18 protein-coding genes are annotated in these 19,105 nt (G+C 46.5%); 9 read left to right on the top strand and 9 right to left on the bottom strand.

Translation table 11 applies throughout. From position 1 onward, the window contains the following. Positions 1–52 precede the first annotated feature (52 nt). From BM334_RS07015 to BM334_RS06995, 5 genes are all read right to left on the bottom strand, one after another. The gene (locus tag BM334_RS07015; RefSeq protein ID WP_092839963.1) at positions 53–1,372 is read right to left on the bottom strand and encodes a type II toxin-antitoxin system HipA family toxin; all 1,320 of its coding nucleotides are present in this window, start codon (positions 1,370–1,372) and stop codon (positions 53–55) included. Continuing rightward, complete coding sequence (locus BM334_RS07010; RefSeq protein ID WP_092839960.1) at positions 1,362–1,670, bottom strand: hypothetical protein; 309 nt, start codon at positions 1,668–1,670, stop codon at positions 1,362–1,364. The genes BM334_RS07015 and BM334_RS07010 overlap by 11 nt, the downstream gene beginning before the upstream one ends. 127 nt (positions 1,671–1,797) lie before the next feature. Then, entirely contained in the window at positions 1,798–3,042 is a 1,245-nt protein-coding gene (locus tag BM334_RS07005; RefSeq protein ID WP_198677365.1) for a sensor histidine kinase, read from the bottom strand. A 10-nt stretch (positions 3,043–3,052) separates the two neighbouring features. Then, positions 3,053–3,742, bottom strand: coding sequence for a response regulator transcription factor (locus BM334_RS07000; protein ID WP_092839955.1), 690 nt, complete (start codon positions 3,740–3,742; stop codon positions 3,053–3,055). After that, positions 3,739–5,124 carry a S41 family peptidase gene (locus BM334_RS06995; protein WP_092839952.1) on the bottom strand — a complete coding sequence of 462 codons (1,386 nt, stop codon included), beginning with the start codon at positions 5,122–5,124 and terminating at the stop codon, positions 3,739–3,741. Before BM334_RS06995 ends, BM334_RS07000 begins: the two co-directional genes overlap by 4 nt. Before the next feature lie 136 nt (positions 5,125–5,260). Between BM334_RS06995 and BM334_RS06990 the strand changes: the two genes are divergently transcribed. Then, positions 5,261–6,385 (top strand): type 1 glutamine amidotransferase domain-containing protein, encoded by a 1,125-nt coding sequence (locus tag BM334_RS06990; protein ID WP_092839949.1) that lies wholly within the window; start codon positions 5,261–5,263, stop codon positions 6,383–6,385. A 364-nt stretch (positions 6,386–6,749) separates the two neighbouring features. Here the strand turns inward: BM334_RS06990 and BM334_RS06985 are convergent, their stop codons facing one another. After that, the gene (locus tag BM334_RS06985; protein WP_092839946.1) at positions 6,750–8,135 is read right to left on the bottom strand and encodes a diguanylate cyclase; all 1,386 of its coding nucleotides are present in this window, start codon (positions 8,133–8,135) and stop codon (positions 6,750–6,752) included. Positions 8,136–8,438: 303 nt separating this feature from the next. Here BM334_RS06985 and BM334_RS06980 point away from each other — a divergent pair, with 303 nt between their 5' ends. The 6 genes from BM334_RS06980 (at position 8,439) to BM334_RS06960 (ending at position 12,626) form a co-directional block, all read left to right on the top strand. Beyond that, positions 8,439–9,212: a type IV toxin-antitoxin system AbiEi family antitoxin gene (locus BM334_RS06980; protein ID WP_092839943.1), complete on the top strand. Its 774-nt coding sequence runs from the start codon at positions 8,439–8,441 to the stop codon at positions 9,210–9,212. Positions 9,213–9,276: 64 nt separating this feature from the next. Continuing rightward, on the top strand, positions 9,277–9,780 hold the full coding sequence (locus BM334_RS06975; RefSeq protein WP_241970939.1) for a hypothetical protein: 504 nt from the start codon (positions 9,277–9,279) through the stop codon (positions 9,778–9,780). 668 nt (positions 9,781–10,448) lie between these two features. Beyond that, the gene (locus BM334_RS06970) at positions 10,449–10,703 is read left to right on the top strand and encodes a helix-turn-helix domain-containing protein (RefSeq protein WP_092839940.1); all 255 of its coding nucleotides are present in this window, start codon (positions 10,449–10,451) and stop codon (positions 10,701–10,703) included. 3 nt (positions 10,704–10,706) lie between these two features. Then, positions 10,707–11,246: a HipA N-terminal domain-containing protein gene (locus BM334_RS12955; RefSeq protein ID WP_338052157.1), complete on the top strand. Its 540-nt coding sequence runs from the start codon at positions 10,707–10,709 to the stop codon at positions 11,244–11,246. Next, positions 11,161–11,559 (top strand): HipA domain-containing protein, encoded by a 399-nt coding sequence (locus tag BM334_RS12950; RefSeq protein WP_338052156.1) that lies wholly within the window; start codon positions 11,161–11,163, stop codon positions 11,557–11,559. The genes BM334_RS12955 and BM334_RS12950 overlap by 86 nt, the downstream gene beginning before the upstream one ends. A 329-nt stretch (positions 11,560–11,888) precedes the next feature. Next, on the top strand, positions 11,889–12,626 hold the full coding sequence (locus tag BM334_RS06960) for an endonuclease/exonuclease/phosphatase family protein (RefSeq protein WP_092839936.1): 738 nt from the start codon (positions 11,889–11,891) through the stop codon (positions 12,624–12,626). Between the two features lie 40 nt (positions 12,627–12,666). On the opposite strand, the gene BM334_RS06955 is transcribed toward BM334_RS06960, so the two are convergent. Both BM334_RS06955 and BM334_RS06950 read right to left on the bottom strand, forming a co-directional pair. After that, a complete protein-coding gene (locus BM334_RS06955) occupies positions 12,667–13,716 on the bottom strand; it encodes an isopenicillin N synthase family dioxygenase (RefSeq protein ID WP_092839933.1) in 1,050 nt (349 codons plus the stop codon). Between the two features lie 106 nt (positions 13,717–13,822). Further along, positions 13,823–14,758 (bottom strand): sodium-dependent bicarbonate transport family permease, encoded by a 936-nt coding sequence (locus BM334_RS06950; RefSeq protein WP_092839930.1) that lies wholly within the window; start codon positions 14,756–14,758, stop codon positions 13,823–13,825. Positions 14,759–14,875: 117 nt separating this feature from the next. Between BM334_RS06950 and BM334_RS06945 the strand changes: the two genes are divergently transcribed. Next, positions 14,876–15,751 (top strand): LysR family transcriptional regulator, encoded by an 876-nt coding sequence (locus tag BM334_RS06945; RefSeq protein ID WP_092839927.1) that lies wholly within the window; start codon positions 14,876–14,878, stop codon positions 15,749–15,751. A gap of 4 nt (positions 15,752–15,755) precedes the next feature. Here the strand turns inward: BM334_RS06945 and BM334_RS06940 are convergent, their stop codons facing one another. After that, entirely contained in the window at positions 15,756–16,427 is a 672-nt protein-coding gene (locus BM334_RS06940) for a hypothetical protein (protein WP_092839923.1), read from the bottom strand. Between the two features lie 233 nt (positions 16,428–16,660). On the opposite strand from BM334_RS06940, the gene BM334_RS06935 reads away from it, so the two are divergent. Then, positions 16,661–19,090 carry a S9 family peptidase gene (locus BM334_RS06935; protein WP_241970938.1) on the top strand — a complete coding sequence of 810 codons (2,430 nt, stop codon included), beginning with the start codon at positions 16,661–16,663 and terminating at the stop codon, positions 19,088–19,090. Positions 19,091–19,105: the final 15 nt, after the last annotated feature.

Here is a 19,105-nt window from a genome sequence, read left to right as displayed (position 1 = left end):
ATTTCGCGCTTGCCGCAAAAGCCATGATTGGGCGCTTTGGACGCTCACTACCCTACGCTTCGTCGTAGGGTAGCTCCACCGCGCGACAGCGTTCACGAATACGGTCCGTTATCGTTGCGTACATTTGGTCCGGTAGCGGCGTTCGAAAACCACTTTCGATCACCTTTAATAGCTTACCCATGAGCTGTTTTAGTTGTTTCTCCACGAGTGCTTGCGGTAAGCCTATATTCACACCAAACTGCACGAAGTCGCTTTGGGTATAAAAGCCAAACTGCTCGTAGGCGTCACTGAAATAACCCTCATCACCTTCTTCGGTTGCGAGAACACCAATCGACATAAAGCAAGCGCGATCAAAATTGGGATAGGGTGCGAGGCTGAGTACGTCATAGATGGGCGTTAAATTAACCATCGTTGCGTCTTGTCCGGAAGGTTTGCGCATCAAAGAAAAGTTCTTTAAGTGCAAATCATTGTTCGCAACAAGGTATGAAAAAACGACTTGTAAGAATAGGTTGAGCGTCACCGCTTTGCTGTTTCCTGAGGTCTCACTTAGCCTTTTTAAAACGGTTTCATAACTTAACGCATCGCTGTCCTTATGCTTTGGGTGCACCAAGCATAAAGACGCGCCATCCTCGACAAAGTAACGCTCATCTTTGCTGAGAATATCGAAACGCTTCGTCACATAAGCGAGTTCCCCGTCTTCAAAAGGGACAAGGCCACATTCAGCAGTCTTAAGGCCGATCTTATTGGCTAAGCTCATGACAAAAAACTCGTTTTCAGGGCAATGCGGAACACCTTCGGGGGCGGGTTTGACAATGTATTGTCCGCCACGCGTCGTTGGCACCAATTGTTGTCCCTCAAGTTTCATCATCAGCTTTCGCTGCACACCTGATATGGAATGTCCGTTGGCGTGGTCAACAGCGTAGTCATTGAATGAGCGTGACGTGCCAACAATGGTGATGCCTTTGTCTTTCAATGTGCTTGGCTTCGGTATTGGCAGTTGAACAAATCGCTGCCTTGGTAACGTTTCAACCTCACCCGCGACTACTGATACGGCACCAATGAGTTCTTCGCCATTGGCGCACAACAACCCAAATTCATCGCTTTTATCAAGTCGTGCCTTCTGTGCTTGGTGGGTTCTTAGCCAACCTTCTGAGAGTAAATTGGTAAAGAAAGGCGGTAAGGAATCAAACTCATACTGGGCCTTTGCGAGCGGAAGATGATGCCCAATTGGTGCGCCATCTACTAGGTAGTCTGCTGCATACTCAAACGTATAAGACTCACGAGCAGATAAGTCCTGCGATGCACGATATTCGGTGAGTACGCCCGCCTTCACACCATTGACGAAAACAGTCGCGATACGATTAACGTGCATCGGAGCGGCCTACATACAATGTATAGTTGCCAAATACAGCGATAATTGACTCAATGGTTGAGCACTTCGTTGAGCTAGGCGAATTAAACGCTGCGTAAAGTGTTGTCTTGCTTATCATCGCTAAGTCGCAAAAGGTGTCGATGGTAATATCGTTTTCTTTCACATACAGAGTCACACGGTCCTTTAATTCAGACAGCCGAAATAACTCTTTATTTTCAAGCTCGGCTGCCTCGATTCGCTCGAGCTCCTGCAAAAGCCTAAGCGTCTGCTGTTTTAAATCTGTGATGTGACTTTTCATGTACTCACCAAATAAAGTTGCTTTTAATGAACTATGCTATAAATATCGACCATTTAGTTTAATATAGCAAACTTACATTGTATGAAGTACATTAAAGCGTATTTTTATGCTTGAATCTCTATTTTAGTCATTTAAATTGAACTATTACCCGAAAAATTGGCGGCTCAACCACTGTCTCAAGCCGCCATTGCCTGAGCTGACAGATTCGCTTCACTAAATGTAGTCCTTGCCCAAGACCTTGACTAGCAGGCCCTTTTACGCTGGTTTCAATGACATTTTCTGGCGTTTGATTGCCTACTGGATTGGTCCAATGCAATGCGTGATCCTTCAGCTCAATATGCAGCATCGGTTCGCTCGCATGCTCTAATGCGTTATTAATCAGGTTGGTCAGTATTAACTGCAGCAAATTCTGGTTGGCATGAATACGATAGCTATCAGGTACATTAATCGTCAGCTCAAAATCTTTGAGACCCGATAATTTTCGGTGGCTCACTATGCAGGCTTCCAGCTCAGCCAACAGGCCTAATGATTCAGTTTGTACCGATTCTTCGCGTGCTAGTGCGAGCAGCACTGTGGTGGTTTCTTCAATACGCGCAACCATTTCCGTGAGTTGCTTGCCCTGCTGCTCACTCAGCCCTTTCGTGTCATCAAGACGCTCAACCAGAAACCTCAAAACGGTGATTGGCGTGCGCAGCTCATGACTAATATCGCGGGTAAAATCCGCTTCACGTTGCAGTGCAGCCTGCAGTTTATCAACGCTGCTTTTTACCACCTCTGCGAGATAACCAATTTCGTTAGATGGTAAATGCGGAGGCAGCTCTAATGGCGCGGCGGTATCGCTTGACTGTTTAAAGCTATTGGACAAGCGCGCGAGTGGTTGGGTTATGCTACGCCCCAAGTAAAAACTTAATAGCCAAGCCGCTCCGAGCACGATAACAAAGATCAAGCCGATCCAGGGCACCAAGCGTGGTAAATAATCTCGCGACACTTCAAAACCGGTTACATCGGCGGCAAGAATCCATTCGTTGCCGTCGAGTTGCAGTGCTTGCACATGCAGCGTTCCACCAGTTTCGGTCGGAAACTCAACGCGTTCGAGTGAGCGTACGTGCAGCTCTTGCACGCTGACCGGCAGCTCTTGCCAACTTGCGTAAACCGTCATAAACGGAAAGCGCGGTTGGGCAACTCGCCCTTGCTCTTCATAAACTTGCTCAAGATAGCCTGCTTCGCTGTTCACTAGGCGGTTAAACACATTGTCCTCAACCACATAGGCGTAGGCGATAAGCAAGCCCACCAAACAGACTGCAAGTATAAGCGCGAAGCTTACGACTGCGGTCTGTAAAGTACGATTGATACTCGTGCTTTTTCCGGTCACATTCACTTTGCTATTCACTCTCACTGGTTTGCAACCGAAAGCCCACCCCATGTAGGGTAGCGAGCATCGGCGTGGCGAAGGGTTTATCCAGCGCCTGCCGCAAAGTATAAATATGCGAACGCAACACATCACTATCGGGCATGTCATCGCCCCAAACTTTGCTAATAACTTGCTGCCTACTTATCGCATTTGGATAGGCTCGGACCAACAACAGCAAAATCGCAAAATCCGTGCTGCTCAACTTGAGTAATTGCCCCTCACGTTGCGCCCACTGCTGCCGCTCATTGACTTCGAGTTCGCCTATTTTCACCGTTTGCGCTTGGTGTAATTGTTGCCGACGCGCAAGCGCCTGACAGCGCAGGTAGAGCTCTTGCAAATCAAACGGCTTGGTTAAATAGTCATCTGCTCCCGCCGCGAAGCCGACAGACTTATCGGAAATACTGTCACGCGCAGTGAGCAACAGTACCGGCGGTATTGGGTCGCAGGTCAGCTTGATACTCTCGCAGACCTGAATTCCCGTCATGTCGGGCAACATCACATCCAAAATCACCACATCGTAATTTTGCTCTTGCGCTAATTGCAATCCATGCCGTCCGGTCGCCGCAAAATCGACTTGCACGCCTTGCTCTTCAAGGTAGTCACAAACCTCTGTTGCTATAGCCAAGGTATCTTCGACTAGCAAGACCGTTAATGTGGTCATTGCATCAGCTCCTTTATTTTTGTCAGCGCTGTATCGCTGCCGCTTGCCATGTCGGGCTGTACCATTACATCAGGAACAACAGGCGTAACCTCTGTCGCGCCATTCGGGCGCACCAACAGTCGGGTGGCCACATACGCGCGCAGCTGCGAGTGCGGCAGGTTAAATAAATTCCCTTGTGCGGTTTGATTAGCATAGCCGCCAGTTGGCTCACCAACGAGTGTAGCCATTTCGTTGTCCTGCACTGTCGTTGCGAAAACAATGGCTGCTGAATAGGTTACCGGCCCAATCAGTACATAGACATTGCCGGTAAAGCGCCTTGCTTCGCTTTTGGGACTCACTTCATCAGTCCATGGCGTGCGAATCATGTCACCTGCACTCCCTTTATAGCCGAACCAGCCGCGATTGTCCTCGTTGAGTCGTTCGGTAACGTGCGACACTAGCTTGAAGGGTGCCTCGGCAAGGTAGCTTGCAAGCTCAGTCGCGGTATCGGTGTTACCGCCGGTGTTATCGCGAATATCGATGATCAGATGCTGAATGTTTTGCTGCTTGATAGTCGAAAAGTGATCAGCAATGTCATCAGCGAATTGCTCTGGATCGACATCGAATGAACCCACGCGCAAATAGGCCAGATTAGGTTCTCGGATTTGCAATTCTAAATCGGTGTTAGCAACTTGCCCGGTTTGCGACTGCCACTGTTGATCTCTGTTCACGTCAACCGAGTTTACTTGGGTTTCGTGTTGCACCACCAATTCGAAATCACCAATCATGCCGAACACTGCCCATAGAATATAGGGAAAGCGTGCTGCCACAAAAGCTTCTCGAAGGTGTTGCGTTTCACCGCCGACGAAGTGCTGACCTTGCGCTATGATTTGTTCAGCTGACACGCCATTTATCGATATAATCCGGCTTCCAGATACAAGCGTTTTAGATTCATTATCAGCAACTAAATTATAATCTCGAGCCAGATACAAAGAACCATCTTGCTCCTTTACCGCAAAAGGAAATGGCTGGATTCCGGCGTCGACTGCTGCAGCATATTCTTGATAAGGCCAAATTAAAAAACTGTGGCCATCATTAAACAAATGCGACAGTTTCCCGACATAACGAAAAAACTCGACACGAGTCAGTGGTTGATCGATTTGTTGCTTAAGTTTTAGCATACTCTGCTGTATCGCTTGCTGGTTAGCATAGCTGTCGAAATCAGGATGCCTTGCCTGAACGCCAGCCACGAATGCATCAATATCTTGATGAAGTTGTGAAACCGAGATTTTTCGGTCCATTAAGCTAGGGTCTTCTAGCTCCGGGAAAATATCCAAATGGGATTGTGCGCAGCCACCAAGCAGAAAAATTGTGAGAAATAGTATCGCTTTAAATGTGTTCATGATCGTCTCCTGTAGCTTGGTGCATAAGCTACACAAACGTATGTGAAGACTTTGTCGAGGCTGAACAAATTTTCTTCACATTCTCACGACAGCTTCCTAACTAAGATGCTCGAGAATCTTAATCAGGAGACTTTCTATGAAAAATGTAATCTTATTTTTAATTGGAATAGCATTGATACTGGGCAGTTGTTGCCTCAGTAGTGCCATGGCACAAACCATCAGCAAAGAATCCAATGACAAACGCGTACTTATGCTGATTTCGAGTAACGGAACTGAACAGACGCCGGAACTCAGTTATGATCTTGAAGAGCTCGCCCAGGCTTATTTGGTGCTGTACGACAATAGTATTCGGATCGATATCATGAGCCCCAAAGGTGGCGCGGTGTTGGTGAAGAATAACAAAGACGACTTAGCATATATTCAGCGATTCAAAGAGCTCGCTTTGAATCAACTCGAGAATACTCTAGCGCCGACAGACGTAGACCTTAGCGATTACCATGCCGTCTTTATTATTGGTGGTTCAGGTGCCATGATTGATCTGCCTGCAGATGCCGCAACGCAAACACTGCTCAGCTCAGCGGTCGATAGCGATATGACTATTGCTGCGGTCTGTCACGGCCCAGCCGCGCTGGTGAATTTGCAAAATAACGACGGTAGTTGGTTTGTCGATGGCAAGCGCATGAATAGCTTCACCAACACGGAAGAACATGCGTTTTCAGCCGAGCATATCGAGCATTCCCCGTTCTTGCTTGAAGATAAATTAAAGGAACGCGGAGCTATCTTCGTCAATAATGCACCGATGCTGCCTTATGTTGCGGTCGACGGAAATTTAATCACTGCACAAAATCCAAGTTCGGTTGCTAAAGCAGCTGAAGCGACAGTGTTGGCTCTAGGTTTACCATTACAAGCGCGCCAGCCGTTCCATGACGAAGCAACAATGACGCTTATTTCTGCTGCTCGCGAGACGGGTTCTGCAACGCTCGATCTAGCGCTCGCCCGCAATGTTGATAACTACGACATGAACTATCTGGCTCTGTACGGGTTTTACGCTTACCGCATAGCCGATGAACCGGACAAGCCTCGCGAACTTGTGCTGATGCAAACTATTCGCAAGTACTTCTCGCATCCGGAGTACGACACGCAACTCATTCTTAACTTGCTTGAGCAAGGTCAGCGTGAGCCCGCTCTCGAAATCTTCGAAGAGTTTAAAGCTAAGTTTGCAGGGCATGCGAATCTCGAAAAACTTGAAGCGCTTTTTTGATTTCGGTCTGCCTAAACTCGAATTGCGAAGTACGATCCTTGAAATACATATCAGCGGTGTTTACAGGTGGAATTCATTCCACCTGTAAACTCAGATTTTTCGAAATTCAGAAAGTTTTATATCGCGAGGCAGAGGTCAGAGGTTCGAATCCTCTCGGGTGCGCCATCAATGACTTTCAGAGCATTACCTATTCAAATTCAATTACTTTTCTTTTAATGAGTTGTAGTCACCTTCAGATCACTGATGACCTTTGCCCAATTTCGCTAATACTTGCCGAAAAATAGCCTGTGACATATATGTGGCAAATCTGTGACAGAATTTTCAGGTCGGATTTTTGATGTACCATAAAATGTGTCGGGAAATCTCAGGCCTTACCAGTGCTTTCGTGTTTCGGGGCATTACAATGTTCTTTTATAGCGGCCTTGTTTTCATACATTCGCGCATCAGCAAGCTTTAACAGACCGTCTACTGAGTTTACCTCTTCGGTGCTACAGGCTACACCTACACTAATAGATAAATGGATAGGTTGGTCATCGACCACAAATTCGCTACCCTCTACAGTTTGACGAATCTTAGCTACGAGTGTATCGGCTATTTTTGAGTCTCTTATGCGGTTTAAAACTACTAGGAATTCGTCACCTCCCATGCGAGCTACTAAATCAGTGCTGCGAACAGCCGCTTGCATACGTTGCGCCACACACCGAAGGACCTCATCGCCAGCATAATGCCCCAGATTATCATTGATCTCTTTAAAATAATTGAGATCGATTGCAACGACAAAAAAGTCGTCTTTTGGATTTTTATCTGTAAATCTTCGGTTTAGATAGTCCAACGTAAACCTACGGTTGACAAGATGGGTCAGCGAATCAGCATTTGCTCGTTGTCGTTCAGCGAGATAATATGCCCAGAGTAACGTGACTAGGCCAAATAGCAGTACATAGACAAGTAGGCTCCCCCAACGTACCAATGCAAGAAATAGGGTTTGATTTTTCTCCAGTATCGGAAAAAATTCAACCGCAATCCACCACTCGCCATTCGGAATTAAAAGTTTCCCGCTGTAATCGGCCACATTAAATAATGCTTCGTCCCCTTCAAAAACTTGACCGGATTTACCAGTACCATTGAGGCCACGTATAGCAACTTTGGAGTTCTGAATTCTGAACAATCCGGCGTCATTAATCAGTTTCTCATAATCAATAACAACGCTAACCGTGCCCCAGTAGTCTAAATTCACCGGATAATCGTTAAAGACTGGGATTCGAGCAATAAGGCCTCGCCCACCTTGCACAAGATCGACGGGCCCAGCAAGATATATATCCCCCTGTTCCCGGGCGGTAATTATAGTTTTGTATTGTTCGGGAACTGTTCGGAAGTCGAGGCCTATGGCCTTCTCGTTGCCTTCAAGAGGAATAATATGATTCAGCACATCGTTTGGCCCCATGCCTATGCTGCGAACATGCTTTGATTTTTGCAGCAATCTGCTACCGATTTCGTCGAAGTTTTCTGCCGCACTCTTAGGGTCAATGTTGAAAACTGTAGCAAGGCTATCGACCAAAAATACATCACGGAACAAATTCGATTCTAAATTAGACTTAGCAAGCAAAAATTGACTATGCAACTCGTCTACTCTTTCGCTTCTGAATCTATCGTCAAGGAGCGTAACAACGGAACTTGTAAGATATATAACAATAAGGAGTCCGAACGCAAATAATGACAGTATTCCTGCGACTGTGCGCTTGCGTAAATTCAAAAATAAGTCCTTTGTCGCTTTTTATTCGATTGTTTTATAGGTTTACCTTAAAACCCATAACCCTGCAATATGTAAGAGTCAGGCACCGCTTTGTAACTACCCCGTAAAATCATACAGCTACAAGATTACTATTTATGTCGGCTGCGCGATGCTATTGAGCTCAATCAGTTTGAAAAGTAACAAATATACGTTGTTTATCGACGTGTTTAGCTTTATTATCAAACCAAATTAGTTTGATTAATGTGGGATTCACGTCAATAATTAACGTATATAGATAATATTGTAAACCTAAAAGAGCATCACATGCTAAATCACGAAGCTGGCAAAACGCTAAAGCAAAAACTTCCGCTTGGCATGGTCGCAACGAAACGTTGGCTACAAGAGCAGGGGTTAAGTTTGCATTACATCGACAATTCCGTTCGAAGAGGGGCCTTAGTCGTAGCCTATCCCGGTGTTTATCACAGAGGTGAAGCCCGTCCGAATTGGCAAGGCGTGGTCGCTTCACTGCAGCAAATGGCTAAAGTTCCTGTTCATGTCGGTGGTTTGAGTGCGTTAGCGGTAAACGGCGTAAGCCATTTCGTAAACAAACGTGGTAATCCTATAATTAACTTATACTCTCCCGATAAGCTCCCAGCATGGGTTAATAAGATAGATGTGGGAGCTACTTTTGCATGGCATGGCACGAAGCGCCTGTGGCCTGAGTCATTACTGCTTGATCAAAGTATGTTTCGTCATTATGAATGGGCAAAAGGTTTGCCGGAAATAACGTATTCTTGTGCTGAAAAAGCTTATCTGGAAGTACTTAATGAGGTGCCTAAGCATGTAAGTTTTGAGCACGCTGATGCGCTGCTTCAGGGGTTACATAACTTATCCCCCCGGAAGTTAGATACGCTGCTAAAGAACTGCCTTAATGTAAAAGTGAAACGGTTATTCTTTTGGCTAGCAGAGCGCAATCAACAACCGTGGTTTAAACATTTAGTACCAACAGACTACGATCTGGGCTCAGGTAAAAGAGCTATCGCGGTAAATGGTCGCCTAGAAAGCAAATGGCAAATTACGGTACCCAAGGAGATGTAAATTATCATGGATAGAAATAGCATTTATTATCGCCAGGTTCAGTTGCTTATGCAGGTGCTACCATTTGTTGCTGCTCATGACTGTTTTGCGCTCATTTGAAGTTAAAAAGGACGCGCTCCGCTCATTGGTGGAGCGAGAGGTTCGCGGTACAAAGGTTCAGATAAAGATAGAACTGTCACCTGTTCTTCGAGGAACGGTCTACGAATCAAGCGCTTTGAGTGTTACTGAAGCGGTTGAAAATGAATTCGGGTTCGCGGAAATTTCAGTGGTCAGTTTTGCCGACCTCTATGAGGGGGAATTTAAGTCGATGGTGGACAATGATGTCCCATTAGCCGAGCTTGTGGCTGCGCGTGAGGAAATTGTAGCGCGCATGCATGCGACATTTACTGACGAAGAGAGAGCGTTTTTTTTGACGTTTAAGTCACGCAAACCGGATTGGTCATTACTCGGACTTGCCAATGTTCAGCAGTTGCCTGCTGTTCGTTGGAAACTGAATAACCTTGAAAAAATGAGTGAGGAAAGGCATCGGATAGCTTATAACAAACTTAAGGAAGCTCTCAGTTCATAACGCGTCGTGTTCTTCCAAAACCACTGAATAGCCGCCTGTGTCCATACGCCGTATTTATCTGGCATACTTTCTTTTTAAAGATGCAATCGTTTGCATTTCAGTAGACTCTTTCATCTTGAGACCCTCGTACCGAAGGCTTGTTTTGAAGTTCTCGATATTTGGAACAAAGTGCTCTCGTTTGTTGCCATGAGTTTTTGTGGTTTTCATCACCATACCCCTCATGTTGCATTGATTAAATTATAGGCTACTTTACGTACCCAAATCCCAGTTAAAAGGTAGAATTTTTTCCACCTCAAAAGTTTCGGTTTCGACGCCAAACAAAAAGTAAAAACACCGTTTAAACCATTGCCACGCCCAGCTTTAACGATTTACCACCGAACCCGTGACTGCCCTCCGGAGGCGGAGGCCACAGGTTCGCCAAAACGGCAGGCCCGCCGTTTTGGACATGCGAGCATGCCCGCAGGGCGAGAGCCATGGATGGATCGAGTCGCTCGCCTTAAGATCGCAGCTTGAAGAAACGAAAATTACGCTATAGCGTAAAGCTATCGATTTTGCGCCTAAGCGTATATTGAAAGATTTTTCGCTCTAGCGTATATTGCGAAATATTACGCCGTAGCGTATCTTGATCAGATTCGCTATGAAGCGAAACATTTCGGAGCAATCAAATCATGAATATCACCCGACCCGAGCAACTGAGTACGTTAGTAAAAGACTACCGGAAGAAACAAGGTCTCACTCAGGCAAATATTGCTGAACTTGTCGGCATCCGTGTTGCTACTGTTTCGAACTTCGAAAATAGCCCTAAGACGTGTAAGTTAGAAACCGTTTTCAAAATTCTGGCGGCTCTCAATCTAAAAATTGATATAACGACTCGTAACCAATTACAAAACGAAAACGCCTCCCAATGGAATGAAGGATGGTAACCCATGGACAAGCTTGATGTTTATATGAACGGCATTAAGGTTGGCGAATATACCCGAACGCGAAGCGGAGCCAATCAGTTCACCTATGACAAAAACTGGTTGGTATCACCCGGACGACGCAGCATATCCATGTCATTACCACTTCAAAGAACCCGGTACGAGGGGCCAAAAGTTTATAATTATTTTGACAACCTTATTCCTGACTCTCGTGAAATTCGCGAACGCATTGTTGCACGTTTTCAGGCCAACTCGACCGAACCATTTGATATCTTGGCACAAATCGGACGTGACTGTGTTGGTGCCATTCAACTGGTTCCCCACCACTCTCTAGCGCCCAATATTAAACATATTGAAGCCAGCCCACTCACTGAAAAGCAAGTTGGCAAAATCCTGAGGGGATATCAATCTAAAACCCCGCTAGGCATGTTAAAGGACGAGCGAGACTTTCGTATCTCGGTTGTTGGGCGCTACCGACGGCCATGCGAAGAACTTTTCAATTTTTATTGGGCGAGGAAGTCAGTATCGCCTCACACCTCTCTATGACATCTTGTCGGCTTTTCCTGCCATTAGTAAAAAGGGCTTACACGAGAAAGATCTCAAGTTAGCCATGTCTCTCAAAGGTAGTCGGGGAAGAAAGTACGAATGTCGTATGATTCGTCGAGAGCACTTTCTGGCGACAGCGAAAGAAGTCGGCTTCAGTGTAGATTCCATGAATGGAATATTGGATGAAATGGCTGCGCGAACGGAAGAGGTGATACAAAAAGTTGCCAGTGAATTACCCGCTACCTTCCCCAGTTTTATTGCTGATCCCATCTTCGATGGCATGCGCAGATATGCACAGCGGCTTGCGCGGTAGTTGTTCTGCGGAAATAGCTCCCGAGAGATTCGAATCCTCTCCGGAGTGACATGCCGATGACTGCCCTCCGGAAGCGGTGGCATCACACAGGATAGAAACAAATCAAAACACTTTTAGCATTCCGCCAACCTCAAATTAGTCTAAAATATCAGCACTTATACTTTTTGAAGACCCGTCGACGATGCGAAAATCTTTCTTAATGCGTTTTATCATTTCAGTGGTTGCGCTTTCATTTGTTCAACAAGCCTCAACCGCGACCCCTTCCGCAAAATTACAGGTCGTGCAGAAGATATTGGCAAGGATATTGCTATCATCACAAAGGCGCCTTAGTGCTTAAACCCAAAATCGTAGTTCCTCAGCAGTTCATACACAAGCAACCTATTCATCATGGTGAAGAGTTTGGTGTGTTGTGTTGGAATACACAGAAACTTACCGAGACACACAGTTTTCAGCGTGTTTTGGCTGATATTCTAGCTCGCTATCCCTGCCTATTTTTGTTGCTTCAAGAGGCAAAACTAACGCCCCGAAACAACTGGCTTCTTCCACAATGGTCTTATGCTATTGCGCCAAACATGCAAACGCGTCGCTCTGTTTATGGCGTGCTCACCGCAAGCCAATATGCTTTTACAGAGGCTCACGCTCGACTGAGCAAAAAGCGCGAAGGCATGTTTGCAACACACAAAAGTTATATGCTGTCATATCATTCATTAGCAGAAGGCGGTGCGTTATTAGTGGTCAATGTTCATGCCATGAACTTTGTGCGTGCAAACCAGTTTTCTCAAGAAATAGCATTCATTAAAGAAGAGATATTCGGGCACAAAGGACCACTTATTGTGGCGGGCGATTTTAACGTGTGGAGCCGTCAACGCCGCTTGCGGTTACTGCAGTTTTGTCGCAGCTTGGGTTTGCGAAAAGCCATTATGGTTGACCCACATCATATTAAAACCTACCGACAGCACCCGCTCGACTTTATTTTCTACCGCGGCCTTTCCCTTCAGGAAGCGTTCGCGAATGATACGAGTAAGGTGTCTGATCACAACCCCCTTTATGCGCGTTTTAAGTTATAGGCCCGCCCCGACTAACGAGTTTACGAAGCGCATAATTGCGCTACGCACGGCACTCGTCACAAATTTCATGGGTTGGCATATAAGCAAAGCTTTTTGCCAATAAATGCCGTAACTGTTCGTCACAATAGTGCTTGCGCGTCACCTGCGGGTGCGAGCGTAAACGCCCTTTTAATACGTTGTTGCCCACTTCGGTTAGCAGCGGATTATTAGGGTCGGTGGTTGGCCCTAGAGCTTTTGCCTTTAAGTTATTTGGCAGAGGCAGCACAGGCACTGTCGCCGACAGCTGCGCAGCCATAAAAAAGGCGATTGAATAGCGTTCAATGCCACCTGTCGGGCTTTCGACTTTATGATTCGTCGCCTTCAAAAAGCCGTTTGAGGCAAGTTCCAATAACTCGCCAATATTTACCACTAGGGCGCCTGGAATTGGCGCAACATCAACCCATTGATTGCCACGTTCTACTTTCAGTCCGCTTTGTTCGTCTTGCAGTACTAACGTGAGGTAACCTGGATCTTTATGTGCTCCAACCCCTTGTTCTCGTTGTTGCTGCGCAGGGTATCGAATCAATTTCGCGTGAGTGTAAGGCTGTTCGCCTAGAGTATGATCAAGTGCATTGCTACTGACGCCTAAAGCTCGGCACAGCTTCTGCAATAAATTGATCGTTATGTCGCTCATGGTCTGTTGCAGCTGCGTAAGAGCGGGTTTGAGAATTGGCATAGCGCTGGGCCATAAGTTTGGGCCAATGAGTTTTTGCCAAGGGTGGCGCAATTGGTCGGTGGCCAGCGCCAACTCTTCATTCATCCAATCGAACTGCTCACGCGCATCTAGCCGGCCAGCGGTCATTTCAGTACCTAGAGCGTTGTAACCACGAAAGTGTGGCGAATGAATCATGTCAATTGTTTGTTTGTCGGTAGTCGGCAACTGAAAGAAAGCGCGTGTTAATGCCAAGTAATGCTGCTGCACGTCTGCATTTAAGCCATGATCGATTAAGTAAAAGAAGCCCACCTCACTTGCAGCTTGTCGCAAGGCGGCCAGCCCCGCAGCCGACTCTAGCGACGTCATGGAAATAATGGGTAGTGATGCAGCGTTCATAAGCGCCTCCTATAAGCGAATACCGCTCAATATAAGGCGCTTTGCACAGTTTATGAACGAACGAATCCGTCTATGTTATATTTTTTCGCTATGGTTGCCGCGGTATTTAAGTGCTCAACCACGAGGTCATTGCCGGCACGTACACCATGACGTTGAGTGGGAAAGTAACCCCTAACGAAGCTAACATGGCTTTGCTAATATCTGCATCGGGAACGGCAGCACGAATGGCCGCGGGCGCTGCAATATAAGATGCACTGCCCGATAAAGCGGCAAGAATTAACTGGCTACCGGCGTCTAAATCTAACCACATTGCAAGCCAATAGCCCGGCCACATCAATAACGCTGGTGCCACTGCAGCAAATAACACAAGGCGCCAGTGTGCCAGTGGAAGTGGACGAAAAATACGAGCTGTGGTTAATCCCATTTCTAATAGAAACAATGCCAGAAGCACCTTAAAACCATCGATAACCAGTCCTGAAATAGAGCTAAGCCCTTTTGGTCCATACAGCCAAGCAATAATAACGCCGCCAATAAGTAAGATTACCCCTCGGCTAGTAAACGCCTCGTGCCAAATTGCTGCCATATTGGTTTTTTGGCCTTTTTGTCCAAGCTGCCAATGGTAAAGCGCCAGCATAAGAATAATTGCCGGTAGCTCTAAAATAACCAGGTAGAGCGTGGTATCCGCTGAGATTGGTAAACCAGCACTAGTTGCTAAAGCCCACGCTACGGCAAAAGTACCGGCGCTTACCGAGCCATAGTGCGCAGCAATACTAATGGCATCAACACGCGGTAATTTAACTACTTTATACAATATGGGTAGTACAATGAGAGGAATAACTAATCCAAGCGCCATAATAGCGAGCAGGTGTAACCAAACCACGCTTTGGTAATCGCTATGTAAAGCCAAACCACCTTTAATGCCTATACTCAGCATGAGTAATATAGACAAGATTTCATAAATTTGGCCTGGCACTTTTAAATCAGATTTAACCACTCCGGCAATTAAACCCAACATAAAGAACGCTATCACTATATCTGGCATTGTCACCCCCACTTTTTAAACTGCGCGGTAGTATGCGGATATTTATCTATATTTAAAAATAAATATATTTAAAGTATGGTATAGGCATTATTCTATACATAGCGCGACAAGGTGGTTATGGATATTCGTCATTTGAACTTTCGTTTGCTTGATGTGTTTATCGAAGTTGTTGAGAGCCGCAGTATTTCCGCCGCAGCACGACGTATGTTCTTAACGCAACCAACCGTGTCGGCCCAAGTTAAACGGTTAGAAGAGCTATTTGGTAGTCGTTTGTTGTATCAAGAAGGTCGATACATGCTACCAACCACTGCCGGCGAACAAGTTTATCAAGCGGCAGGTGATGTTCTGCGTCGCGTTCAAAGTTGTGCCGATACCCTAGCCGCAATAGAGAGTGGCACCCATGGCGAACTGCATATTGCGCTAGTGAATACGGCTCAGTACATAGTGCCGCAATTGGTTGCTCAATTTAACCGAACCTACCCAGGTATTCGTGTCACCTTACATATTGGTAACCGAGCAAACACGTTACAGCGGTATTTCCAAGGTCAAGACGATGTGTATTTGTTTAGTCATCCGCCCACCGATGAAAATGCCGATGCCCAGGCTTTTATTGAAAACCCATTAGTACTTATTGCACCGAGTGATCATTGGGCGGTGAACAAAACTGAGCTCAAATTTTCGCAGTTACAACACGAGCCATTTCTCATGCGTGAAAACGGTTCTGCAACGCGCATGGTTTTTGATTCTTGGCTGGCTAGCCAAGGTATTCATTTGCGGTATCGCAGCGAAATAGAAAGTAATGAGGCCATATTATTGAGCGTTGCCGCAGGTAGCGGGCTTGCAGTGCTGTCAAAACACATTGTTGCGCATGCAAATGACCCTGTTGCGACGCTCAATGTTGCTGGTTTCCCATTGCCGGGACAATGGTACATTGTGAGTCGTCGCGATAATCAAAATCAGGCCATTATTGAGCGCTTTCGGCAGTTAGTCTGATGCGCTATCGCCCCATGCCTGGTATTTGCATAGGCTTAGCCGGTAACTCGAATCGACTGGCTGCTGGTGCTTCACTGGAAATGCTCACAAGTTCAAAACCATCATCCAGTTTCAATACCCCGTAGCCTTTGCCAAGAATATGTTGTTCCATTTCAGTAATACTCTTGTCAACCTTGGTATTGCTGGCTTGAATAAGCAGCTTTGTCATCTCATGCATGGATTGACTCATGGCAACAACGGTTTCATTTTTAGTTAAAACCATAGTGCTGCTTTGTGTTGTCCCACGACTATCGACATAACGCATAGTGAACACTTCACCGACAATACCTGCTACCGTTTCCTCGCTCCCCGTGTTGGAGATTTCGAGTACCTCACGAACTTCATCCCCCCAAACACTCGACTCTTCCATATTGCCACCTGTTATTGCCGCCATTGCTGACAAATCAAATACCATGGTTTGACCGGCTTCTTGCATAACGGTGTACAATTTTGCGTCGCGCATAATCATGTAGCCTTGGCCGCTATTATCATTAATACGTAACAGGTCTTTACCTAAAAACTCCAGTTGCACTCGTTCGCCTTCATCCATCATCGTTACCTGTCCACCGGTAGCAGCTAGCACATTGAATGATGCAAACAATACAAGAAACACCAAGAGTGACTTTACATATCGCATAACAAATTTCTTTCGTTAAGTGTTAACAATTTCTACACATGAATTTTAGTTATAAAATTTCGATACGCCAATGCTTTGCTCGGGGATTGTTCGCTAACCATTACTTAAGAAGCTGCAATAGGCGTTGAATGACTCACTTCCTGCGACTTAATAGCTTGCTATAAACGCTACTGGAAATAAATTTGTGTTAGTTTAAAGCTATCTTTGTAAATTCAAGTAAAAAGGCACTTAATATGAAGCAATCGAAGCGGTTACGTTCACTTGCGTTTATGTTTGGGCTCAGCTCTTTGCTTGTTGGTACCCAATCAGTTACCGCCAACCCGGTGAAAATTGACTACCAGCAACCCGCCCAAGAAATTATTGATATCGTTGACGCCGCGCCTTCCCCCGGCGCTAGCTTAAGCCCAAATGGCAAATTATTAATGGTACTAGGGTACCCTTCTCTGCCTGATATTCGCGATGTGTCTGCTGACGAAATTAAGCTTGCGGGCCGGCGGATAAACCCAGCCAACCATACAGTTAGTCAAGCTCGCTACATTAATTCACTGAAACTAGTGACTGTTGAGACTGGCGAGCAACGCACTGTCGCGGGGTTGCCCGAGCATTTAAAAATTATTGGCGCGAATTGGTCACCGAATGGACGTTATATAGCATTTGCTCACATGCGCGATAACCAAGTTCAGCTTTGGCTTGTTGACGCCGAAAAATCAAGCGCAAAGTTATGGACCAAGCAACCACTGAATGCTGTTTGGGGCCCACAGCTAAAGTGGCGCCATGACAGCAAAGGCTTGTATACCTACTTTAAAGCTGACGAACTGCAGCAACCGGCATTAAAAACCGTGCCGACGGGCCCGGTCATAACCGAAAGCATGGGGCGCTCGGCGCCGGGGCGCACTTACCAAGATTTATTACAAAACAAGCAAGACGAATTATTATTTGAATACTATTTCACTAGCCAAATTAGTTTTGTCGATCTCAAAGGGAAAACCACAGATATTGGCAGCCCGGCTATTTATCGCAGTGTGTCATCATCGCCTAACGACAACTATCTATTAGTTGGTCAGATCAAACGCCCCTATTCTTATGCCGTTCCATGGTATCGCTTCCCGTTGACTACCGAGGTCTGGACACCGCAAGGGAAACTAGTGCATAGGGTTGCTGAGCAACCATTGGCCGACAACCTACCTATTGCCTTCGATGCCGTTGCGCAAGGCCGTCGTTCTATTAGCTGGCGTAACGATGCAGACGCAACCTTAGTCTGGGCAGAAGCAGCTGACCAAGGTGACCCGGCAGTGAAAGCTGACGTGCGTGATCGCCTATTTCAGCAAGCTGCGCCGTTCAATAAAGCTCCGCAGAAGCTACTTGACTTAAGCAAGCGCTATTCACGTGCGTTGGCTGCTGACGCCGAAAATATCTTAGTTTGGGAGCGCTGGTGGGCAGATCGCAACGAAAAATTATGGCTTATCGATAGCACAGGAAAACGCTCGCCACAGTTGGTTTGGGAACGCTCCTGGGAAGATCGCTACAACGACCCAGGCCAGCCATTTACCATACAGAAAAATGGTCGTACTTTGCTCTATCTGGCCAACAACAATATCTTACTTTCAGGCACTGGCGCATCGGCCGAAGGCGACCGTCCATTTATTGACCGATACGCGCTAAACAACGGTGAAACTGAACGTTTATGGCGCAGTCAGGCTCCCTATTTTGAGCAAGCCAGAGAGTTAATCGACCCACAAGCATTAACATTCTTGATGCAGCGCGAAAGTGTTGACGACCCAGCCGATTTCTTCGTGCGCGACCTTGATGATGATTCATTGCGGGCGTTGACCGATACCCCACACCCAATGCCTCACACCAAGGGTATTACGCGTGAGTTAATCACTTACACTCGTGAAGATGGGTTGGCTATGTCGGCTGAACTATACCTGCCAGCAGGGTATGATAAAGACCGTGACGGTCCGTTACCAACTATGGTTTGGGCATATCCACGTGAATATAAAAGTTCAGCCGCGGCAGCTCAAATTTCAGGATCCCCCTACGAATTCGTCAGAATTAGTTATTGGGGTCCACAATATTTGGCGACGCAAGGCTATGCTGTGCTAGATAGTGCAACCATGCCGATTGTTGGTGAAGGTGACGCACGCCCCAACGATACGTTTATTGAACAGCTAGTGATGAACGGCAAAGCAGCGATTGCAGCAGGTGTCGAACGCGGCATCACTGACCCAAACCGAGTTGCGTTAGGGGGGCATTCCTATGGCGCATTTATGACCGCAAATATGCTTGCCCATAGCGACTTGTTTACCACCGGTATTGCTCGCAGTGGCGCTTATAATCGCAGCCTAACACCCTTTGGTTTTCAACGCGAAGAGCGCACAGTATGGGACGACACCGATTTATATATTCGGATGTCACCGTTCTTTCATGCGCACAAAATAAACGAACCCATGCTGATGATTCATGGCGCAAACGACAATAACTCGGGTACCTTTCCGATGCAGTCAGAACGACTGTACCAAGCCATGAAAGGCTTGGCCGGCAGCGCTCGCTTAGTGATGCTGCCCCATGAGTCGCATGGCTATCGTGCCCGTGAATCTATTCTACATATGTTGTGGGAGCAAACACGCTGGCTTGATACCTACTTAAAAGAACAAGAGTAAGGCTAACGCAAGCGC

The sequence above is a fragment of the Pseudidiomarina donghaiensis genome, from assembly GCF_900116895.1.
Classification (GTDB): domain Bacteria; phylum Pseudomonadota; class Gammaproteobacteria; order Enterobacterales; family Alteromonadaceae; genus Pseudidiomarina; species Pseudidiomarina donghaiensis.
This window is presented reverse-complemented; position numbering and strand designations above follow the sequence as displayed.

Coding starts and splice junctions, on each gene's coding strand:
- BM334_RS07015 (WP_092839963.1), bottom strand. CDS start 1,372: ATGCACGTTAATCGTATCGCGACTGTTTTCGTCAATGGTGTGAAGGCG.
- BM334_RS07010 (WP_092839960.1), bottom strand. CDS start 1,670: ATGAAAAGTCACATCACAGATTTAAAACAGCAGACGCTTAGGCTTTTG.
- BM334_RS07000 (WP_092839955.1), bottom strand. CDS start 3,742: ATGACCACATTAACGGTCTTGCTAGTCGAAGATACCTTGGCTATAGCA.
- BM334_RS06995 (WP_092839952.1), bottom strand. CDS start 5,124: ATGAACACATTTAAAGCGATACTATTTCTCACAATTTTTCTGCTTGGT.
- BM334_RS06990 (WP_092839949.1), top strand. CDS start 5,261: ATGAAAAATGTAATCTTATTTTTAATTGGAATAGCATTGATACTGGGC.
- BM334_RS06980 (WP_092839943.1), top strand. CDS start 8,439: ATGCTAAATCACGAAGCTGGCAAAACGCTAAAGCAAAAACTTCCGCTT.
- BM334_RS06970 (WP_092839940.1), top strand. CDS start 10,449: ATGAATATCACCCGACCCGAGCAACTGAGTACGTTAGTAAAAGACTAC.
- BM334_RS12955 (WP_338052157.1), top strand. CDS start 10,707: ATGGACAAGCTTGATGTTTATATGAACGGCATTAAGGTTGGCGAATAT.
- BM334_RS06955 (WP_092839933.1), bottom strand. CDS start 13,716: ATGAACGCTGCATCACTACCCATTATTTCCATGACGTCGCTAGAGTCG.
- BM334_RS06950 (WP_092839930.1), bottom strand. CDS start 14,758: ATGCCAGATATAGTGATAGCGTTCTTTATGTTGGGTTTAATTGCCGGA.
- BM334_RS06945 (WP_092839927.1), top strand. CDS start 14,876: ATGGATATTCGTCATTTGAACTTTCGTTTGCTTGATGTGTTTATCGAA.
- BM334_RS06940 (WP_092839923.1), bottom strand. CDS start 16,427: ATGCGATATGTAAAGTCACTCTTGGTGTTTCTTGTATTGTTTGCATCA.
- BM334_RS06935 (WP_241970938.1), top strand. CDS start 16,661: ATGAAGCAATCGAAGCGGTTACGTTCACTTGCGTTTATGTTTGGGCTC.